Raw genomic sequence first — 20261 nt, forward strand, 5'->3', positions numbered from 1 at the left:
GCATGCATGCGATCACGATTCCCGAACCTGGTGGGCCCGAGGCGCTGGTGTGGGACGAGGTCCCCGATCCGGTGCCCGGCGAGGGCGAGGTGCTGGTCGAGGTGGTGGCCAGCGCCGTCAACCGTGCCGACATCCTGCAGCGCCAGGGCTTCTACAACCCGCCGCCCGGCGCCTCCCCCTACCCCGGCCTGGAGTGCTCCGGCACGATCGCCGCGCTCGGCCCCGGCGTCTCCGGCTGGGCCGTCGGCGATCAGGTGTGCGCGTTGCTCGCGGGCGGCGGCTACGCCGAGAAGGTCGCCGTACCGGCCGGGCAGCTGCTGCCCGCGCCCGAGGGCGTGGACCTCAAGCGCGCCGCCGCACTGCCCGAGGTCGTCTGCACGGTCTGGTCCAACGTGTTCATGATCGCCCATCTGCGTCCGGGCGAGACATTGCTGGTGCACGGCGGCTCCAGCGGCATCGGCACCATGGCGATCCAGCTCGCCAAGGCCGTCGGCGCCAAGGTAGCGGTGACCGCCGGGACGAAGGAGAAGCTCGAACGGTGCGCCGAACTCGGCGCGGACGTACTGATCAACTATCGCGAGCAGGACTTCGTCGCCGAGATCAAGCAGGCCACCGGGGGTGCGGGCGCCGACGTCATCCTCGACAACATGGGTGCGAAGTACCTGGACCGCAATGTCCAGGCGCTCGCCGTCAACGGACGCCTCGCGATCATCGGCATGCAGGGCGGTGTGAAGGGCGAGCTGAACATCGGCACGCTGCTCGGGAAGCGGGCCGCGATCAGCGCGACCTCGCTGCGCGCCCGCCCGCTGGAGGAGAAGGCCGCCATCGTCGCGGCCGTACGCGAGCACGTGTGGCCGTTGTTCGCCGCCGGGCACGTCGGCCCGGTCGTGGACCGCGAGCTGCCGATGGCGGAGGCGGCCGAGGCGCACCGGCTGGTGGAGGAGAGCGGTCACATCGGCAAGGTGCTGCTCGTCGCGCCGTAGCGGAAGGCGGTGCGGGGCGGTACCGAGAGGCCCCGGGCCGTCCGGGAGATCCCGGGCCGTCCAGGGAGATCCCGGGGCCGTCCCCGGCCGTCGGTCAGTTCCTGCGGAGTCTCAGGCCGAGGAGGGCCAGCCCCAGGCCCAGGCCGATGAGGACCAGGCCGCTGCCGAGCGGGAGGATGCGCAGGACCGGCTCCGTCGGGGCCTCGCCCGCTGGGGCCGCCTGCTCGGCGGCGGGCCCCCGCGGGGAGCCGGTGGGGTCCGGAACGGTCTCCAGGGGCGACGGGGGACCGCTCGGCACCTCCGCGGTCTCCGGCTCCTGCGGCTGGGCGGCAGGGGTCGCGGGAGGGGGGTCGTCGTCCTCGTCCTCGATCTCCGGCCCGTCCGGCCGCCCCGGCCGCATCCGCCCCTCACCGGCCCGGCTGCCCGCCCGGGACGGCTCCACGGAGGCGAGGGGGCGATAGGGGTGGACCGACGCCGAGGCGGAGTCGGACGGCATCGGCACGGCGGTGGACGCGTTCCCCGGCGAGGTCCCGTCCGGGGACGACTCGTCGGACGACTCCTCCGAGGACGACTCATCCGACTCCTCCGGGGACGACTCCTCCGGAGACGACTCCTCCGGGGACGTCCCCTCGGGGGACGCCGACCGCGGAGGGCCCTGGTCCGGGCGCCCGCGGTCCCGGGCGGCGTGCCCCGGAGCCGTGTGCCCGGCGCTCGCGCGCTCCGGGACGGTCAGGGGATGCGCGTGCTCCGGGGCCGCGCCCTTGCCGGTTCCCCGCCGTGTGCCGGCCTGCTCCCGGTGTCCGGTGGCGGGCGGGCGGGCGGTGTCCGGCTTCGCGGCGAGGACGGGCGCACCGCCGTGGGCGACGGCGGTGCCGTGCGCCGGCAGCGCCGTCGCCGTGAGGACGATCAGCAGCCGCAGACAGCGCAGCGTGAGTCGTGGGCGTGCAGTCACGTCGGTGACCTCCCGGGGCCCAGGTGCCGTGACCGATGGAAAACCGACGGGAACAAGCCTCACATTCCATGGCGAAAAAGGCATTCCGGATTGGGCCGTCGGGTCTAAACGGTGGATCAGCCCCACAGGGGGGCACCACGGTGATGAGGTGGTGGCGTGCGAGAGAATGGCGGCATGGAGATGCCGAGGAACGAACGGTCGCCGGGGAACCCCCAGATCCTTGTCGTGGGTCAGGACGGGATGGCGCTCGGCGGAGGCGACGGGCACGAGGACTCGCGTGAGACCCCGGTGACGGAGCAGGTGGAACAGCCGGCCAAGGTCATGCGGATCGGCAGCATGATCAAGCAGCTCCTGGAGGAGGTGCGGGCGGCTCCCCTCGACGAGGCCAGCCGGGTGCGGCTCAAGGAGATCCACGCCAGCTCGGTGAAGGAGCTGGAGGACGGGCTGGCCCCCGAGCTGGTCGAGGAGCTGGAACGGCTCTCGTTGCCGTTCACCGACGACGTCACCCCGAGCGACGCGGAACTGCGGATCGCGCAGGCCCAGTTGGTGGGCTGGCTGGAGGGTCTCTTCCACGGGATCCAGACGACGCTGTTCGCCCAGCAGATGGCCGCCCGCGCCCAGTTGGAGCAGATGCGCCGCGCGCTCCCGCCGGGCATGACCGGCCACGAGGGCGGCGACGACCAGCACACCGGCGGCCGCTCGGGCGGTCCGTACCTGTAGACCCCCCGACCCGCCCGGACACACCAGGGGCCCGGCGGACGACCGCCGGGCCCGACCCGTTCCCCGGCCCCCGCCGGGGGCCGGCTCACTGCGGCGGATTGCCCGTCGACACCCTCAGCTCGATGGTGCCCGCATCGTCCTGGTCGACGTCGGTGCCCTGCTCGGGGAACTGGTTGAGGACGGTCCCCTCACCCCAGGTGTTGTCGTCCTCGTGCTTGATGTCCCACTTCCAGCCCGCGGCCTGGAGGCACTTCTTCACGGAGCCGATGTCCTTGTACCGGAAGTCGGGCAGCTGGATCTTGTCCGGGTCGCTGTAGGACTCCTGCGGATCGGTGCACTTGGACGCGTCGATCCGCCGGGTGGTGTCCGGGCCGCGGTAGCCCGCCCGGTGGGACGCGGACGCGGAGGCGCTCGATCCGCCGCTGCCGGTTCCGGTGTCGTCGCCGGTGTGCTTCAGCGTGAGCGCGACGACCAGCCCGACGGCCACGACGGCCGCCACCGCGACCGAACCGACGACCACCGGCCGCCGGTTCCGGCCGCCGCCGGGCCGGCCGGCCTGGTGCGGCGCCACCGTGTACGGCGGCGGGGTCGGGGCGGCGCCCTGCGGGCCGTAGCCCACGGGGGACGGCGGGTAGCCTCCCTGCTGCGGGTAGCCGTAGCCCGGGGTGGGCGTCGGGTGGCCGTACGGGTTCGGGGCCGGAGCCGGCTGGTACGGCGTCTGCACCTGCCCGTGCGGTGCCGGGGTCGTCCGGTCGACCGGCGGGAACACCGCGGAGGCGACGCCCGAGCCGCTCTGCGCCGGACCGGCGCCCGGCACGATGCTCGGCGGGGCCGCCTGGAAGGAGGCCGCGATCCGCAGGCACTCGTCGCGCATGGACTCCGCGGTCGGGAAGCGCTCGTTCGGGTTCTTCCTCAGCGCGCGGGCGACCAGGGCGTCCACGGCGGGCGGCAGCGCGCGGTTGACCGAGGAGGGCGCCACCGGCTCCTCCTGCACATGCGCGTACGCGATGGCCAGCGGCGAGTCCGCGTCGAACGGCAGCCGCCCGGTCACCAGCTGGAACAGCATGATGCCGACCGAGTACAGGTCGGAGCGGGCGTCCACGCCGCGGCCGAGGGCCTGCTCGGGCGAGAGGTACTGCGGGGTGCCGACGACCATGCCGGTCTGGGTCATCGAGGTGACACCGGACTGCATGGCGCGGGCGATGCCGAAGTCCATGACCTTGACCACGCCCCGCCGGGTCACCATCACGTTGCCGGGCTTGATGTCGCGGTGGACCAGCCCCTTCTCGTGGCTGATCTCCAGGGCCGCGAGCACATCGGCGGTGATCTTCAGAGCCTTGTCCGCGGGCATCGCGCCGTACTGCCGGATGTCCTCCTCCAGCACGGAGCCCAGCGGCCGGCCCTCGACGTACTCCATGACGATGTACGGCGTCGCCATGCCGTTCAACTCGTCCTCGCCCGTGTCGAAGACGGAGACGATGTTGGTGTGCGTGAGCTTGGCCACTGCCTGGGCCTCGCGGCGGAAGCGCTCGCGGAAGGCCTGTTCCCGGCCGAGTTCGGTGTGCAGCGTCTTGATGGCGACCTGGCGGTCCAGCACGGCGTCGTACGCGAGGTGCACGGAGGCCATGCCGCCCTCGCCCAGTACGTCGCGCAGCTGGTAACGGCCCCCGGCCAGCGCCTGCCCCGCGTACCGGCCGTGTGCGCCGTCCTGGCTCATCTCTCCGCGTCCCCCACCGGCCGTGCGGCGCCGTCAGCCGGCGGACAGGCCTTGATCGAATGTGTCATTCCCGGCCAAGTCTGCCCGAGGGCCCGGACACGTCAAGCTCGGTGCCCGTTCCGTGACCGTACGCGCAAGAAGCGTCGCGCAAGCGTTACAGCCGGTGTACGGCCGGCTCACGGAATTTGCGCGACAGCGCGTGCTAGAGGTTTCATGACCGGTCCGTCTCGGGTCGGTCCCGGTTGCCGTTCCGAACCGGTGGCCCCCGCGGAGGCTGTAGCGTGGCGGACGGAGACCGTAACAACACCGCGCGCACCGCGGGCAGAAACGACGGCGAGGACTGATGGCACAGACGCAGCGCTCTCAGGGCCCGTCCGACCCCGAGGCGACTGGCGGCGGCATGTCGGACGCGCCGGAGATGTGGGGCAACGGCGGGCTCGTCGGCGACGGCCGCTACCGGCTCACGCACCGGCTGGGCCGGGGCGGCATGGCCGAGGTGTTCGCGGCCGAGGACGTCCGCCTGGGCCGGACGGTCGCGGTCAAGCTGCTCCGCGCGGACCTGGCCGAGGACCCGGTGTCCAAGGCCCGTTTCACCCGCGAGGCACAGTCCGTCGCCGGCCTCAACCACCACGCGATCGTCGCCGTGTACGACTCCGGCGAGGACATGGTGGGCGGCCAGTCCGTGCCGTACATCGTCATGGAGCTGGTCGAGGGCCGCACCATCCGCGACCTGCTGATGAACGCGGAGGCGCCGGGCCCCGAGCAGGCGCTGATCATCGTCTCCGGGGTGCTGGAGGCGCTCGCCTACTCGCACCAGCACGGCATCGTCCACCGTGACATCAAGCCGGCGAACGTCATCATCACCCACAGCGGCGCCGTCAAGGTGATGGACTTCGGCATCGCCCGCGCCCTGCACGGCGCGTCGACGACGATGACGCAGACCGGTATGGTCATGGGCACCCCGCAGTACCTGTCCCCGGAGCAGGCGCTCGGCAAGGCCGTCGACCACCGCTCCGACCTGTACGCCACCGGCTGCCTGCTGTACGAACTCCTCGCGCTGCGGCCCCCGTTCACCGGCGAGACCCCGCTGTCGGTGGTCTACCAGCACGTCCAGGACATGCCGGTGCCGCCGTCGCAGGTCTCCGACGGGACCTGCCCGCCGGAACTGGACGGCCTGGTCATGCGCTCGCTCGCCAAGGAGCCCGACGACCGGTTCCAGACGGCCGAGGAGATGCGCGGGCTCGTCCAGTACGGCCTGCAGATGCTCTACGACCAGGGCGGGCACACCGGCACCTGGAACACCGGCCCGGTGGAGACGCACGACGGACGGCAGACCCCGGCGGGCGGCTTCGCCGGGACGGCCGTCATGCCGCACCCGGCCGACGCCTCGGGCACCACGCAGATCCCGCAGCCGATCCTGCCCGCGGGCTACGGCAGCGGCGACGACGGCGGCTTCGAGGGGCACGGCAACAAGGGCGGCGGACGCGGCAAGCTGTGGCTCCTCGCCGTGTTCGCGGTCATCGCGATCGCGGCGGGCGTGGCGCTGGCGGTGAAGGGCGCGGGCGGCGGCAGCGGCGGCAACGACACCGACGTCCAGCCGACCAAGACGCAGTCCAAGAGCACGAAGCACGAGTCGCCCACCCCGACCCCGTCCGACGACAAGACCGACCAGCCCTCGGACCCCGAGACGAACAACGGCTCCGGCACGGGCACCGGCTCGGGCTGGCCGCCGGCGACCACGCCGTCGTACACCCCGTCGAGGACGGCCAGTTCCACCCCGAGCACCGAGCCGTCGCAGCCGCAGACCTCGCAGTCGCAGCCCACGGACCCGACGAACGGCGGCACGGACGCGGGCACCGGTGACGCCGGCGGCACGGACGCGGGCACCACGACGGACGGCGGCACGGACGCGGGGACCACGACGGACGGCAGCACGGACGCGGGCACCACGACGGACGGCAGCACCGGCGCCACCACCGGTTGAAGCACGCCCACGGAGGCCGGGTCGGCGTCCCCCTGAGGTGACGCCGACCGCAGGCCCGGTCGCTACTGCACGAACGCGTCGCACACCGCGTCGTACTCGCGGGTCCACCACACCGCGAGGGCGGACGCGGCCGGGAACTGGGTGTCCGCGCGCGTGTCGCCGCGCTCGTAGTGCCAGCGCAGCATCCAGAAGTCGTTCAGCCGTTCCCACCACACCCGGTGCACGGCCGCGGCCAGTTCGGAGGGCGTGGCGCCGGCCGCGCGCCGGTACGCGCGCGCGTAGCCCCGCACTTTCGGCAGGTCCAGGGTCCCGCCGGGTGCCACGAAGAAGATCACGGCGGCGCGTACGGCCTCCTCCGCGCGCGGCTGCACCCCGAGCCGGTCCCAGTCCACGATGGCGGCCGGGGCGTCGTCCTTGTAGAGCAGGTTGAACGGGTGGAAGTCGCCGTGCACCCAGCCGACCGAACCGCCGCGCGGGGGGCGCCGGTCCGCGTGCTGTTCCAGGAGCGCGCGGCGTTCCAGCAGCCGGTGCCGGGCGAGTTCGTCGAAGGCGTCGGCGGGGCGGTGCCGGCGGACATGGGCGAGCAGGTCGTCGATGAGGGCGAAGGTGTCGGCCGGGTCCGCGCTCTCCACGGGGTGCGGGCTGGTCGCCGGGCGCGTGCGCCCCTTGGGGGGCATCACGCGCTCCAGACAGGCGTGCACGGCGCCCAGGAGCGCCCCCAGGCGCGCGCTCTCCCCGCGGGTGAGCTGGCCGCCGTGCCGGTGCCTGCCGTCGATCCAGGGGTGCAGGGCGTAGGCGTGGCCGCCGACGACGGCGACCGTGCGGCCCTCGCGGTGCGCGAGCGGTACGGCGACCGGGACGCCGAGGTCGGCGAGGCGCTGGGTGGCCCGGTGCCGGCGTTCGATGGCGGCCGGGTCGGCGGTGTCCGGGTCGAAGTGGTGCTTGAGGAAGTAACGGCCGCTCGTGGTGCACAGCCGGTAGCCGCGGTTGAGCAGGCCCTGGTCGACCGGCTCACAGGTGACGGCGGTACCCGCGGCGTACAGGCGGAGCAGGGCGCCCAGGGGGAGTGCGTGGGGCGCGGGGGGTGGTACACATGAGCGCGGCACGCGCCAGATGCTAGGGCACGCGCAGCCGCTGTGAGCTGGGGCTTGTCACAGGCAGTCGCCGATGGTCGCTTTCGGTCACGAGACGGGCTTTTCCGTTTCCGTGCGGGCCGTGGCGGGGCCCTGGCCCGCGACTCACCCGTCCGCGGCTCCCGGCGTCATCCGTATGCAGTAGATAAAGCGCGACTTTTCCGTCTTCGTGTGCGAGGCCGGTCTCACATGAAACTCTTCCCGTGACCTGGGTGCGCGGGATAACGTGCGGGTGCTCCGGACTGCCGCAAGGCTGTGACCAGCGCGCTTCCGCATCACCTCGATTTACTTGGAAATCCAAGCAAAATCGCAGGTCAAACGGGGTTTCACAGAAATGTGGGGCACTGGGTAACGTGATGGTTGCAGGGCGCTCGCCGGGGCACCTGTCACGCCTGTTCCCGGCCGAGTGGCACCCACCCCGTGCCCCGGTGGTCGAAACAGGTGAGCCGCACTGGCCTACCGGCAACCCCGGGGGCTGGAACGACGGAGGAGCACACGTGACCGTGGAGAGCAGTGCCGCGCGCAAGCCGCGACGCACCGCCGCAGGCAAGGCCGGCACCGCCGGCGGCAAGACCGGCACCACCGGCGCCGCGACCGGGGCCACCGGCACCAAGCGCACCACCCGCAGCACCGCCGGGAAGAGCACCGATCCGGAGCTCGTCCAGCTGCTGACGCCGGAGGGCAAGCGGGTCAAGAACGCCGAGTACGACGCCTACGTCGCCGGCATCACCCCCGAAGAGCTGCGCGGCCTGTACCGCGACATGGTGCTCACCCGCCGCTTCGACGCCGAGGCCACCGCCCTGCAGCGCCAGGGCGAACTGGGCCTCTGGGCCTCCCTGCTGGGCCAGGAGGCCGCCCAGATCGGCTCCGGCCGGGCCACCCGCGAGGACGACTACGTCTTCCCGACCTACCGGGAGCACGGCGTCGCCTGGTGCCGCGGCGTCGACCCGACCAACCTGCTCGGCATGTTCCGCGGTGTGAACAACGGCGGCTGGGACCCGAACAGCAACAACTTCCACCTGTACACGATCGTCATCGGCTCGCAGACGCTGCACGCCACCGGCTACGCGATGGGCGTGGCCAAGGACGGCGCGGACTCGGCGGTCATCGCCTACTTCGGCGACGGCGCCTCCAGCCAGGGCGACGTCGCCGAATCGTTCACCTTCTCCGCGGTCTACAACGCCCCCGTGGTGTTCTTCTGCCAGAACAACCAGTGGGCGATCTCCGAGCCCACCGAGAAGCAGACCCGCGTCCCGCTCTACCAGCGCGCCCAGGGCTACGGCTTCCCGGGCGTCCGGGTCGACGGCAACGACGTGCTGGCCTGTCTCGCGGTCACCAAGTGGGCGCTGGAGCGCGCCCGCAACGGCGAGGGCCCCACCCTGGTGGAGGCGTTCACCTACCGCATGGGCGCCCACACCACCTCCGACGACCCCACCCGCTACCGGGGCGACGAGGAGCGGCTGGCCTGGGAGGCGAAGGACCCGATCCTGCGCCTGCGCCGGTACCTGGAGACCTCGAACCACGCGGACGAGGGATTCTTCGCGGAACTCGAGAGCGAGTCCGAGGCGTTGGGCAAACGAGTGCGCGAAGCGGTCCGCGCCATGCCCGACCCGGACCACTTCGCCATCTTCGAGAACGTGTACGCGGACGGGCACGCGCTCGTCGACGAGGAGCGCGCCCAGTTCGCCGCCTACCAGGCGTCGTTCGCCGATGAAGGGGGTCACTGAGATGGCCGAGAAGATGGCGATGGCCAAGGCCATCAACGAGTCGCTGCGCCGTGCCCTGGAGACCGACCCCAAGGTGCTGATCATGGGCGAGGACGTCGGCAAGCTCGGCGGCGTCTTCCGGGTGACGGACGGACTGCAGAAGGACTTCGGCGAGAGCCGGGTCATCGACACCCCGCTCGCCGAGTCCGGCATCGTCGGCACCGCGATCGGCCTGGCCCTGCGCGGCTACCGCCCGGTGGTGGAGATCCAGTTCGACGGCTTCGTCTTCCCGGCCTACGACCAGATCGTGACCCAGCTCGCCAAGATGCACGCCCGCTCGCTGGGCAAGGTCAAGCTGCCGGTCGTCGTCCGCATCCCCTACGGCGGCGGCATCGGCGCGGTCGAGCACCACTCGGAGTCCCCCGAGGCGCTGTTCGCGCACGTGGCGGGCCTGAAGGTCGTCTCCCCGTCCAACGCGTCGGACGCGTACTGGATGATGCAGCAGGCCATCCAGAGCGACGACCCGGTGATCTACTTCGAGCCCAAGCGGCGCTACTGGGACAAGGGCGAGGTCGACCCCGAGGCGATCCCCGCACCGCTGCACAAGGCGCGCGTGGTCCGCGAGGGCACCGACCTCACCCTGGCGGCCTACGGCCCCATGGTGAAGCTGTGCCAGGAGGCGGCGGCCGCGGCGGCCGAGGAGGGCAAGTCCCTGGAGGTCCTGGACCTGCGCTCGGTCAGCCCCCTCGACTTCGACTCCGTCCAGGCCTCGGTGGAGAAGACCCGCCACCTGGTCGTGGTGCACGAGGCACCGGTGTTCCTCGGTTCCGGCGCGGAGATCGCCGCCCGGATCACCGAGCGCTGCTTCTACCACCTGGAGGCACCGGTCCTGCGGGTCGGCGGCTACCACGCCCCGTATCCGCCGGCGCGCCTGGAAGAGGAGTACCTGCCGGACCTGGACCGTGTGCTCGACGCCGTCGACCGCTCGCTGGCGTACTGAGGAGAGGGTCGTGACGACGATGACGGAAGCGTCCGTACGCGAGTTCAAGATGCCCGACGTGGGCGAGGGACTCACCGAGGCCGAGATCCTCAAGTGGTACGTCAAGCCGGGCGACACGGTGACGGACGGCCAGGTGGTCTGCGAGGTGGAGACGGCGAAGGCGGCCGTCGAACTGCCCATCCCCTACGACGGCGTGGTGCGCGAACTGCACTTCCCCGAGGGCACCACGGTGGACGTGGGCACGCCCATCATCGCGGTGGCGGTGGCCGGGGCCGGCGGTGCCGCGCCGCAGGCCCCCGCCGAGCAGCCCGCGGCGGTGCCCGCCCCGGCCCAGGACGAGCCGAAGCCGGAGGGCCGCCAGCCGGTCCTCGTCGGGTACGGCGTGGCGACCTCCTCCACCAGGCGCCGCCCGCGCAAGGGCCCCGAGGTCACCGTTCCCGCGCCGGCCCAGGCGGTCCAGGCGGAGCTGAACGGCCACGGCGGCGCGCTCGCCGGGAAGTCCCGCCCGCTGGCCAAGCCCCCGGTGCGCAAGCTGGCCAAGGACCTGGGCGTCGACCTGGCGGCGATCACCCCGTCCGGCCCGGACGGCATCATCACCCGTGAGGACGTCCACGCGGCGGCCAGGCCCCGGACGGCCGAGCCGGCCGCCCCGGTCACGACGGCGCCCGCCGCTCCGGCGGCCCCGGCGCCCGTGGCGTCGTACGACACCGCGCGGGAGACCCGCGTCCCGGTCAAGGGCGTCCGCAAGGCCACTGCCCAGGCGATGGTCGGCTCGGCGTTCACCGCGCCGCACGTCACCGAGTTCGTGACGGTGGACGTGACCCGCACGATGAAGCTGGTCGAGGAGCTGAAGCAGGACAAGGAGATGCAGGGCCTGCGGGTGAACCCGCTCCTGCTGATCGCCAAGGCCCTGCTGGTCGCCATCAAGCGCAACCCGGACATCAACGCGTCCTGGGACGAGGCGAACCAGGAGATCGTGCGCAAGCACTACGTCAACCTGGGCATCGCGGCGGCGACCCCGCGCGGCCTGATCGTCCCGAACATCAAGGACGCGCAGGACAAGACGCTCCCGCAGCTGGCGCAGGCGCTGGGCGAGCTGGTCTCCACGGCCCGCGAGGGCAAGACCTCCCCCGCGGCGATGCAGGGCGGCACGGTGACCATCACCAACGTCGGCGTCTTCGGCGTCGACACGGGCACCCCGATCCTGAACCCGGGCGAGTCGGCGATCCTCGCGGTCGGTGCGATCAAGCCCCAGCCGTGGGTCCACAAGGGCAAGGTGAAGCCGCGTCAGGTCACCACCCTGGCCCTGAGCTTCGACCACCGCCTGGTCGACGGTGAGCTGGGGTCCAGGGTGCTCGCGGACGTCGCGGCGATCCTGGAACAGCCGAAGCGGCTGATCACCTGGGCCTGACCGCCCGACAACGCGCCGGTTGCACGGCGAAGGGCCCGCCGCACGGGAGTGCGGCGGGCCCTTGTCGCCGGTGCGTCAGCCGAGCTTGGCGAAACCGTAGTTGAGCAGCTTCTTCGCGTCCGTCTCGCGCTGGGCGATGGAGGAGGAGGCGAGGACGGTGCCGATGACGGTCTTGCCGTTCCGGGTCGCGGCGAAGACCAGGCAGTACTTGGCCTCCGGGCCGGAACCGGTCTTCACGCCGATGGTGCCGCTGTAGCTGCTGAGAAGCCCGTTGGTGTTCTTCCACGGGTTCATCGTGCGGGTGCTGCCCGTCTTGGTGATCGTCTTCGCGGTGTACGACTTGGTCTTGACGATCGTGCGGAACGTGGAGCTCTTCATCGCGCTGCTGGCGATCTTCGTCAGGTCGCGCGGCGTCGAGTAGTTGGAGCCGTTGCCGATGCCGTCGAACGAGTCGAAGTGGGTGTTCTTCAGACCCAGGTTCTTCGCGGCGGTGTTCATCTTGCCGATGAAGGACTTCACCCGCGCGGCCCGCGTGGAGCCGGAGCCGAACTTGTCGGCGAGCGCGTAGGCGGCGTCGCAGCCGGACGGCAGCATCAGGCCGTAGAGCAGCTGGCGCACGGTCACCTTGTCGCCGACGATCAGGTGGGCCTGGGAGGCGTTGTTCTTGACGACGTAGTCGCTGTACGCCTTCTGGATCGTGACCTTGGCGTCGAGGTTCAGGTTCGACTGCGCGAGCACGACCTTGGCGGTCATGATCTTGGTGGTGGAGCCGGTGGAGCGCTTGGTGTCCGCGGCCTTCCCGTACAGCGTCGCGGCGTTGGCGTTGTTCATCACGAACCCGCCCTTGGCCACGATCGACGGCGCGGTGACGGCCTGCGCGGGCGCCGCGGTGAGGGCACCGGTCGCGAGCAGCGCGCCGGACGTGATGGCGACGGCGGTTGCTCTGCGGAGGCGGATGCCCTTGATGCCGGTATTCAAAGTGATGACCTCGAATGTCTTGAATGCCCCTGGAATGCGGCCGAGTTGAGTGGCAAGCGTAAGCGGGCCGCATCGGTGTGACACGTAAGTAGCACAGAAGGTTGTGCGGGCGCTGCGAGAGGCGTGCGTCACGTCCGCATGATGGACGGTCCTGCCCTTGCGTACGTGTTGTATCTAAGCTGTAGGCATGAAAACGGCCGTCGAGCAGTCCGCCCCGCAGTCCCTCAAGCCGCCACCCGCCGCCGACCGCGTGTACGCCCACGTCAAGCAGGGTGTGCTCGACCGACGCTACGAGGGTGGCACCCTGCTCACCGAGGGTGAGCTGGCCGAGGCCGTCGGCGTCTCGCGCACCCCCGTCCGGGAGGCCCTGCTGCGGCTGGAGGTCGAGGGCCTGATCCGGCTCTACCCGAAGAAGGGCGCCCTGGTCCTGCCGGTCTCCGCGCAGGAGATCGCCGACGTGGTGGAGACCCGGCTGCTGGTCGAGGAGCACGCGGCCCGCAAGGCCGTACCCGCGCCGCCGGGCCTGCTGGAGCGGCTGGCGGAGCTGCTGGAGCGGCAGAAGGCGCAGGCCGCGGCCGGCGACCTGGCCGCCGCCGCGGTCACCGACCGCTGCTTCCACGCCGAGATCGTGCGCAGCGGGGGCAACGAGATCCTCTCCAGGCTCTACGACCAGCTGCGCGACCGGCAGCTGCGGATGGGCGTCGCCGTCATGCACTCCCACCCCGACCGGATCGCCAAGACGCTCGCCGAGCACGAGGAGATCCTGGACGCGCTGCGCGCCGGCGACGCGGAGGCGGCCGTCGGGATCGTGCACCGGCACGTGGGCTGGTTCTCGCACCTGGCCCGGGGTGAGGTCCGATGAGCCTGCCGGGACGCGGCGTCACCCTTCCGGGCGATCCGCCGGGCGGGCGCCGGGCCGTCGCCGTGTGGTCCATAGGCGTGGCCGTCTACTTCGTCGCCGTCATCTTCCGTACGTCGCTGGGGGTGGCCGGCCTCGACGCGGCCGACCGCTTCCACGTGGGCGCCTCCGCCCTCTCCACGTTCTCCATCCTCCAGCTGCTGGTCTACGCGGGCATGCAGATACCCGTCGGCCTGCTCGTGGACCACCTCGGCACCAAGAAGGTGCTGAGCATGGGCGCGGTGCTCTTCACCGCCGGCCAGCTGGGCTTCGCCTTCTCCCCCTCGTACGGCACCGCGCTCGCCTCCCGGGCGCTGCTGGGCTGCGGCGACGCGATGACCTTCATCAGCGTGCTCCGGCTCGGCACCCGCTGGTTCCCGGCCCGGCGCGGGCCGCTGGTCGCGCAGCTCGCGGGCCTGGTCGGCATGGCGGGCAACCTGGTCTCCACGCTGGTCCTGTCCCGGCTGCTGCACGGCATCGGCTGGACCCCGGCGTTCGCGGGCAGCGCGCTGGCGGGCGCGGTCGTCCTCGTGCTCACCCTGCTGTTCCTGAAGGACCACCCCGAGGGGCAGGAGCCGGAGCCGTCCCCGCACCGGGGCGCGGCCTACGTCCGCCGGCAGATCGCCGCGTCCTGGCGGGAGCCGGGCACCCGTCTGGGCCTGTGGGTGCACTTCACCACCCAGTTCCCGGCGATGGTGTTCCTGCTGCTGTGGGGCCTGCCGTTCCTGGTCGAGGCGCAGGGCCTCAGCCGCGCCACGGCCGGCGAACTGCTCACCCTCGTCGTGCTGTCCAACATGGTGATCGGCCTGGTCTACGGCCAGATCGTCGCCCGGCACCACGCGGCGCGGCTGCCGCTGGCACTGGGCACGGTGGCCGCCACCGCGCTGCTGTGGGCGGCGACCCTGGCCTACCCCGGCGAGCACGCCCCGATGTGGCTGCTGCTGGTGCTGTGCGTGGTGCTCGGCGCGTGCGGACCGGCGTCGATGCTCGGCTTCGACTTCGCCCGTCCGGCCAACCCGCCCGAGCGACAGGGCACGGCGTCCGGCATCACCAACATGGGTGGCTTCATCGCCTCCATGACGACGCTCTTCGCGGTCGGCGTGCTGCTGGACGCGACGGGGGACGACTACACCGTGGCGTTCAGCGCCGTGTTCGTGCTCCAGGCGCTCGGGGTCGGTCAGATCCTGCGGCTGCGGGGGCGTGCGGCGCGGCGGGAGCGGGAGCGGCTGGTCGCCAGCCGGGTGGAGACGGTGCACGTGCCCGCGGCGTGAGCCACGGGTCTCCCCGCACGCCCGCCCGTCCCCGGTCGGCCGAGGGGGCGGCCGGGTGCCGTCACGGCGTCACCGCGAAGTGCCGCAGGATGGCCGCCGCCAGGTCCTGGTCGCCCTCCGTCTTCACCCGGTCCGCCACGGCCTCGGGGCTCACCCGGCCACAGGCCAGCCGGACGTAGGTCTCCCAGTCGAGGCTGAGGGTGGCCGCCGGGCCGAGGGCGGGGGCGGTCTCCACCGTGCCGCGGCCCTGGATGTCGACGCGGACCGTGCGCAGGAACTCGACCGGGCCGTGCACGTCGAACACGATCGCCGAGCTGCGCGGCGCGTCCGCGTCGTGCGCCACGACCTTGGGCAGCGCCTCCAGCAGGACGTCCCGGGTGACGTAGGCGCCCGGCGAGTCCAGGTTGCCGGGGCGGCCGAGGGCCGCGCGCAGGTCCTGCTCGTGCACCCACACGTCGAACGCCCGGGCGCGGTAGGCCTGCTCCAGGGTGATGTCCTTGCCCAGCGGGCCGCGCACCTTCGTGCCGGGGTCCCGGGCCTCGTTGCGCAGCTGGCGGTTGCGGCGGATGACCGTGTACTCCAGCTCGGCCGTCATCTCCGGCGCCGTGTGGTGGCGGCGGACGTCGACCTGCATCTCCATGTAGCGCTGGTGCTCGGTGGTGACGTGGAAGAGGTCGCGCGGCAGGGAGTGGATGGGGCGCGGGTCGCCGAGCATCTCGCAGTCCAGGCCGATGACATGGGACACGATGTCCCGCACCGACCAGCCGGGGCAGGGTGTCCGCCGGTTCCACTCGCCCTCCACGAGCGGCTGCACCATCTCGGATATCGCTTCGACGGAGTGGGTCCAGGCGTCGGCGTAGGGCTGGAGGGTGGGATGCAGACTCACGGAACGGGACCCCTCGGCGGTCGGTACACGGGCAGGTTGTGGCGGCATGGCCAGTGGGCGGCTGCACTTCGGCGGGTGTCTTCGGAGTCCCCCAGGTTCTCGGCTTCGCTCGAACTGGGGGCACCCCCAAGTTACGCTGCTGAAGGCACCCCGGCAGTGCTTTCGTGTGACGATCGTAGGCCCGTGTGGACGACTCGAATGCCAGGACGGTGGTAGTGTGCGCGCCTCGCTGATCCAGATCGCCGTGGACGAGGACGAAACGGTCGACTCCCGGCGCCTGCGTGTGGCCGCGCTGGTGCGGGAGCAGAGCGGGGCCGACCTAGTCGTACTGCCCGAACTGTGGACCACCGGCGCCTTCGCCTTCGAGGAGTTCGGCCGCGCGGCCGAGCCGCTCGAAGGGCCGACGTACGAGGCGATGGCCAAGGCGGCGAGCGACGCGGGCGTGTGGCTGCACGCGGGCTCCCTTCCCGAGAGGGACCCTGACGGCACCCTCTACAACACGTCCCTCCTCTTCTCCCCCTCCGGTGAGGAGGCCGCCGCCTACCGCAAGATCCACCGCTTCGGCTTCGACAAGGGCGAGGCGGTGCTGATGGGCGCGGGCCGGGACCTGGTGACGGTCCGGCTGCCGGAGACCACGCTCGGCCTGGCCACCTGCTACGACCTCCGTTTCCCCGAACTCTTCCGCGGTCTGGTCGACGCCGGCGCCGAGACGCTGGTGATCCCGGCGGGCTGGCCCGAGCGGCGACGCGCGCACTGGACGCTGCTGGCTCGGGCGCGGGCGGTGGAGAACCAGGCGTTCGTGCTCGCCTGTGGAACGGCCGGGACCCACGCCGGAGTTCCGCAGGCGGGTCACTCGATCGTGGTCGATCCGTGGGGCGAGGTGCTCGCCGAGGCGGGCCCCGGAGAAGAGGTCCTCACGGTCGACCTGGACCCGGCGAGGGTCGGTGCGACCCGCGAACAGTTCCCGGCGCTCAAGGACCGGGTACTGGGTCTCGAACCGCCCCGGCGCCTGCCCTAGGCCCGGTCGTCGAACTCCCGTCCGCCGCGAGTTCGACGACAGGACCCAGGAAGCGTCAGTCCTCCTCCCCCTCCTTCTCGGCGAGGTGGATCACGCACACCGCCACCGCGATCAGCAGCGCCGGGTCGGCGTCCTCCCGTACGACGTCCACGCCGTAGGTGTCGCGGACGCTCAGCCAGCGGCGGGAGATCACCGCGAGGAGTTCGCCGTCGTACTCGACGGCGAACTCGCGGTCCAGGATCTTTCCGCTGACGTCGAGTTCGGTGCCGTCCACCAGGGAGACCCGGTAGTGGTTGCGCAGCAGGGACAGCCGCTTGCGCCGGATCCTGGCCAGGGGCTCGCCTTCGCGTTCGATCAGCATGGTGTCGCGCAGGGCGAACATCTTCTGGTGGATGTCGATCAGGACCCGTCCCTCGGTGTCCTTCAGCTCGAAGGTGTCCCGCAGGCGCATCGCCTTGCCGTCGACGAGGAACACCTTCCGGCCGTGTTCGTCCTCGATCCACCAGTCGTCACCGATGCCGAGGATCCGGTCGCGCACGAGGAATCTCATACGGTCATGCTTCCCCGGCGCGCGTCGATCGTCACAGGTTGTGCCGGTTCGCCGGACCGGCCGGGGGCCGTGCGTGCTCGTGTGACGGGACACCGCCGTCCAGCGGGACACCAGGTGTTCCGGGGGTGAACTTCCGGTTAGGGAGGGCGCGTTGGCCAACCAACGGCACCGCCCCCGAGTCGAACGGTGCGGAAGCCGGCGCCGGCCGGCCGAAGAGTCCGACCGTTCCCCCGGAGGTCACCGTGTCCGCTCGCACCCACCACCGCCGGCCCGCCCGCGCGCTCGCCCTGGCCGTCGGCACGGCCGCCGCGCTGGCCGTGCCGTCCGCCCTGGCCGGCACCGCGTCGGCGGCCACCTCGCCCGCCACCGCCGCGGTCAACCAGTACGACTGGCAGCTCACCTACCAGGCCGCTCCCGGCCAGGCCAACAAGGCCACCGTCACCGCGTCCCTCACCGCCGACCGCTCGGGCATCACCTACGTGATCGACGACACCGTCCCGATCAAGGCGGGCCACGGCTGCGCACACCCGGACGGCACGGACCCCACGAAGGTCTCCTGCACGGTCACCAGCCTCGACAGCCAGGACCCGTACGCCGCCCTCGTCGTGAACCTCGGTGACCGCGACGACACCCTGGCGTACAGGAACGCCACCGACCAGATCTACTACTACGCCCGGATCTCCCTGGGCTCCGGCAACGACAAGGCGACCGACTCCGGCCGCCTCGACGGCGCCTACGTCTCGGGCGACGCGGGCAATGACAGGCTCACGGTCGGCAAGGAGGGCCTGGCCTGGGGCGGCGACGGCAACGACACGGTCGACGCGAGCGGCGGCGACAACATCGTGCAGGGCGGCAAGGGCGACGACGCGCTGCACGGCGGCAGCGGGGCGCAGTACCTGGCCGGTGACGACGGCAAGGACACGATCACCGGCGGCACCGGCGCCGACACCCTGTACGGCGGCAAGGGCGACGACGTCCTGTACGGCAACAGCGGGAACGACAAGCTGTACGGCAACAGCGGGAACGACAGGCTCTACGGCGGTCCGGGCCGGGACACGCTCTCCGGCGGCCCCGGCCGGAACGTGCTCCACCAGGACTGACCACCGCGCCGGCGACGGGCGAGCCGTACCGCGTCCGGGTTGTCCACAGGCTCCGGAACGGCTGTCGGCGTCAGGTGGCACCCTTGGGGTCATGACCGACTCCGCACCCCGACGCGCCCGAGTCCGCGCCCCCGAGCTGATCGGCAAGGGCGGCTGGCTGAACACGGGAGAGACGCAGTACACCCTCGCCGACCTGCGTGGACGCATAGTCGTCCTGGACTTCTGGACCTTCTGCTGCATCAACTGCCTGCACGTCCTGGACGAGCTGCGCGAGCTGGAGGAGAAGCACCGGGACACGCTCGTGGTGATCGGGGTGCACTCGCCGAAGTTCGTGCACGAGGCGGAGCACCAGGCGGTCGTGGACGCCGTGGAGCGCTACGGCGTGGCGCACCCGGTCCTGGACGACCCCGAGCTGGCCACCTGGAAGCAGTACGCGGTGCGCGCGTGGCCGACGCTCGTGGTGATCGACCCCGAGGGGTACGTCGTCGCGCAGCACGCGGGCGAGGGGCATGTACACGCCATCGAGCGGCTGGTGACCGAGCTGGAGTCCGAGCACGAGGCCAAGGGAACCCTGCGCCGTGGCGACGGCCCCTATGTGCCGCCGGAGCCCGAGCCGACGACGCTGCGTTTCCCGGGCAAGGCCCTGCTGCTGCCGTCCGGCACCTTCCTGGTCAGCGACACCACCCGGCACCAGCTGGTGGAGCTGGCCGACGACGCCGAGACCGTCGTACGGCGCATCGGCTCCGGCACGCGCGGATTCACCGACGGCGGCCCGGGGGAGGCGTCCTTCAACGAGCCGCAGGGCCTCGCCCTGCTCGACGACGGCTCGGTGGTGGTCGCCGACACCGTCAACCACGCCCTGCGCCGCCTGGACCCGGCCACGGGCGAGGTGACCACCCTGGCGGGCACCGGGAAGCAGTGGTGGCAGGGCTCGGCCACCTCCGGCCCGGCCCGCGAGGTGGACCTCTCCTCGCCGTGGGACGTGGCGGTCTTCGGCGGCAAGGTGTGGATCGCGATGGCCGGCGTCCACCAGCTGTGGACGTACGACCCGGCCGACCGCACGGTCGCCGCGGCGGCGGGCACCACCAACGAGGGCCTGGTGGACGGGCCCGCGGCCGAGGCCTGGTTCGCCCAGCCCTCCGGCCTCGCGGCCACCGCCGACCGGCTGTGGCTCGCCGACTCCGAGACGAGCGCCCTGCGCTGGGTCGACCTCGACGGGCAGGTGCACACCGCCGTCGGCACCGGCCTGTTCGACTTCGGCCACCGGGACGGCGCCGCCGGCCAGGCCCTGCTCCAGCACCCCCTGGGGGTCACCGCCCTGCCGGACGGCTCGGTCGCCGTCTCCGACACCTACAACCACGCCCTGCGCCGCTACGACCCGGCGACCGGCGAGGTCACCACGCTCGCCACCGACCTGCGCGAGCCCAGCGACGCGGTCCTGGCCGGCGGGGACATCGTGGTCGTGGAGTCGGCCCGGCACCGGCTGACCCGGCTGCGGCTGCCGGAGGAGGCGGTGCGGGTGGAGTCGGTCGCCCACCGCACCCGGCGCGCCGCGACCGAGGTCGCTCCCGGCGCGCTGCGCCTGGACGTGGTCTTCCAGGCCCCGGCCGGCCAGAAGCTCGACGAACGCTACGGCCCCTCGACCCGGCTGCTCGTCTCCGCCACCCCGCCCGAGCTGCTGCTCAAGGGTGAGGGAGCGGACACCGACCTGTCCCGTGACCTGGAACTGAACCCGGCCGTCACCGAGGGCGTGCTGCACGTCTCCGCGATGGCGGCCTCCTGCGACGACGACCCCGCCAACGCCTACCCGGCCTGTCACGTCCACCAGCAGGACTGGGGCGTCCCGGTCCGCCTCACCGAGGGCGGCGCGGACCGGTTGCCGCTGGTGCTGGCGGGGATGGACGAGACCGCCCCCGGGCAGGGCTGAGCGGCGCGGCCGGCGGGCACGTCGCCG

The 20261-nt window shown here is 72.2% G+C and carries 17 protein-coding genes; 11 read left to right on the forward strand and 6 right to left on the reverse strand.

The annotated features are described in order from the left end of the window. Nucleotides 1-2: 2 nt before the first annotated feature. Nucleotides 3-983: an NAD(P)H-quinone oxidoreductase gene (locus tag AB0946_RS09430; protein ID WP_366759983.1), complete on the forward strand. Its 981-nt coding sequence runs from the start codon at nucleotides 3-5 to the stop codon at nucleotides 981-983. 94 nt (nucleotides 984-1077) lie between these two features. Here AB0946_RS09430 and AB0946_RS09435 read toward each other — a convergent pair whose 3' ends face one another. Next, entirely contained in the window at nucleotides 1078-1935 is an 858-nt protein-coding gene (locus tag AB0946_RS09435; RefSeq protein ID WP_366759984.1) for a hypothetical protein, read from the reverse strand. A gap of 174 nt (nucleotides 1936-2109) precedes the next feature. On the opposite strand from AB0946_RS09435, the gene AB0946_RS09440 reads away from it, so the two are divergent. Further along, nucleotides 2110-2655, forward strand: a complete 546-nt coding sequence (locus AB0946_RS09440) for a bacterial proteasome activator family protein (protein ID WP_132784785.1) — start codon at nucleotides 2110-2112, stop codon at nucleotides 2653-2655. An 85-nt stretch (nucleotides 2656-2740) separates the two neighbouring features. Here the strand turns inward: AB0946_RS09440 and AB0946_RS09445 are convergent, their stop codons facing one another. After that, nucleotides 2741-4372, reverse strand: a complete 1632-nt coding sequence (locus AB0946_RS09445) for a protein kinase (RefSeq protein ID WP_366759985.1) — start codon at nucleotides 4370-4372, stop codon at nucleotides 2741-2743. Between the two features lie 343 nt (nucleotides 4373-4715). On the opposite strand from AB0946_RS09445, the gene AB0946_RS09450 reads away from it, so the two are divergent. Next, entirely contained in the window at nucleotides 4716-6356 is a 1641-nt protein-coding gene (locus tag AB0946_RS09450) for a protein kinase (protein WP_366759986.1), read from the forward strand. Between the two features lie 62 nt (nucleotides 6357-6418). On the opposite strand, the gene AB0946_RS09455 is transcribed toward AB0946_RS09450, so the two are convergent. Further along, a complete protein-coding gene (locus AB0946_RS09455) occupies nucleotides 6419-7462 on the reverse strand; it encodes a phosphotransferase (RefSeq protein WP_366759987.1) in 1044 nt (347 codons plus the stop codon). 524 nt (nucleotides 7463-7986) lie between these two features. Here AB0946_RS09455 and pdhA point away from each other — a divergent pair. Genes pdhA through AB0946_RS09470 form a run of 3 tightly spaced genes read left to right on the forward strand, consistent with a single transcriptional unit; the run spans nucleotide 7987 to nucleotide 11606 of the window. After that, a complete protein-coding gene (gene pdhA, locus AB0946_RS09460) occupies nucleotides 7987-9216 on the forward strand; it encodes a pyruvate dehydrogenase (acetyl-transferring) E1 component subunit alpha (RefSeq protein ID WP_366759988.1) in 1230 nt (409 codons plus the stop codon). A 1-nt stretch (nucleotide 9217) separates the two neighbouring features. Beyond that, nucleotides 9218-10195, forward strand: a complete 978-nt coding sequence (locus AB0946_RS09465) for an alpha-ketoacid dehydrogenase subunit beta (RefSeq protein WP_366759989.1) — start codon at nucleotides 9218-9220, stop codon at nucleotides 10193-10195. A gap of 10 nt (nucleotides 10196-10205) precedes the next feature. Continuing rightward, a complete protein-coding gene (locus AB0946_RS09470; protein WP_366759990.1) occupies nucleotides 10206-11606 on the forward strand; it encodes a dihydrolipoamide acetyltransferase family protein in 1401 nt (466 codons plus the stop codon). A 75-nt stretch (nucleotides 11607-11681) separates the two neighbouring features. Here AB0946_RS09470 and AB0946_RS09475 read toward each other — a convergent pair whose 3' ends face one another. Next, complete coding sequence (locus AB0946_RS09475) at nucleotides 11682-12584, reverse strand: D-alanyl-D-alanine carboxypeptidase (protein ID WP_366759991.1); 903 nt, start codon at nucleotides 12582-12584, stop codon at nucleotides 11682-11684. Between the two features lie 187 nt (nucleotides 12585-12771). Here AB0946_RS09475 and AB0946_RS09480 point away from each other — a divergent pair, with 187 nt between their 5' ends. Next, nucleotides 12772-13446 carry a GntR family transcriptional regulator gene (locus AB0946_RS09480; RefSeq protein ID WP_366759992.1) on the forward strand — a complete coding sequence of 225 codons (675 nt, stop codon included), beginning with the start codon at nucleotides 12772-12774 and terminating at the stop codon, nucleotides 13444-13446. Beyond that, entirely contained in the window at nucleotides 13443-14753 is a 1311-nt protein-coding gene (locus tag AB0946_RS09485; RefSeq protein ID WP_366759993.1) for an MFS transporter, read from the forward strand. Before AB0946_RS09480 ends, AB0946_RS09485 begins: the two co-directional genes overlap by 4 nt. Before the next feature lie 61 nt (nucleotides 14754-14814). Here AB0946_RS09485 and AB0946_RS09490 read toward each other — a convergent pair whose 3' ends face one another. Beyond that, nucleotides 14815-15639 (reverse strand): maleylpyruvate isomerase family mycothiol-dependent enzyme, encoded by an 825-nt coding sequence (locus AB0946_RS09490; protein ID WP_366759994.1) that lies wholly within the window; start codon nucleotides 15637-15639, stop codon nucleotides 14815-14817. 217 nt (nucleotides 15640-15856) lie between these two features. Between AB0946_RS09490 and AB0946_RS09495 the strand changes: the two genes are divergently transcribed. Then, nucleotides 15857-16657, forward strand: a complete 801-nt coding sequence (locus tag AB0946_RS09495) for a carbon-nitrogen family hydrolase (RefSeq protein WP_366759995.1) — start codon at nucleotides 15857-15859, stop codon at nucleotides 16655-16657. A 55-nt stretch (nucleotides 16658-16712) separates the two neighbouring features. On the opposite strand, the gene AB0946_RS09500 is transcribed toward AB0946_RS09495, so the two are convergent. Beyond that, a complete protein-coding gene (locus AB0946_RS09500; protein ID WP_014673847.1) occupies nucleotides 16713-17207 on the reverse strand; it encodes an LURP-one-related family protein in 495 nt (164 codons plus the stop codon). A gap of 242 nt (nucleotides 17208-17449) precedes the next feature. Here AB0946_RS09500 and AB0946_RS09505 point away from each other — a divergent pair, with 242 nt between their 5' ends. Beyond that, complete coding sequence (locus AB0946_RS09505; RefSeq protein WP_366759997.1) at nucleotides 17450-18307, forward strand: calcium-binding protein; 858 nt, start codon at nucleotides 17450-17452, stop codon at nucleotides 18305-18307. A gap of 91 nt (nucleotides 18308-18398) precedes the next feature. Then, nucleotides 18399-20234, forward strand: coding sequence for a thioredoxin-like domain-containing protein (locus AB0946_RS09510; RefSeq protein WP_366759998.1), 1836 nt, complete (start codon nucleotides 18399-18401; stop codon nucleotides 20232-20234). Nucleotides 20235-20261: the final 27 nt, after the last annotated feature.

The organism is Streptomyces sp. NPDC046870 (genome assembly GCF_040704595.1).
GTDB lineage: Bacteria > Actinomycetota > Actinomycetes > Streptomycetales > Streptomycetaceae > Streptomyces > Streptomyces argyrophylli.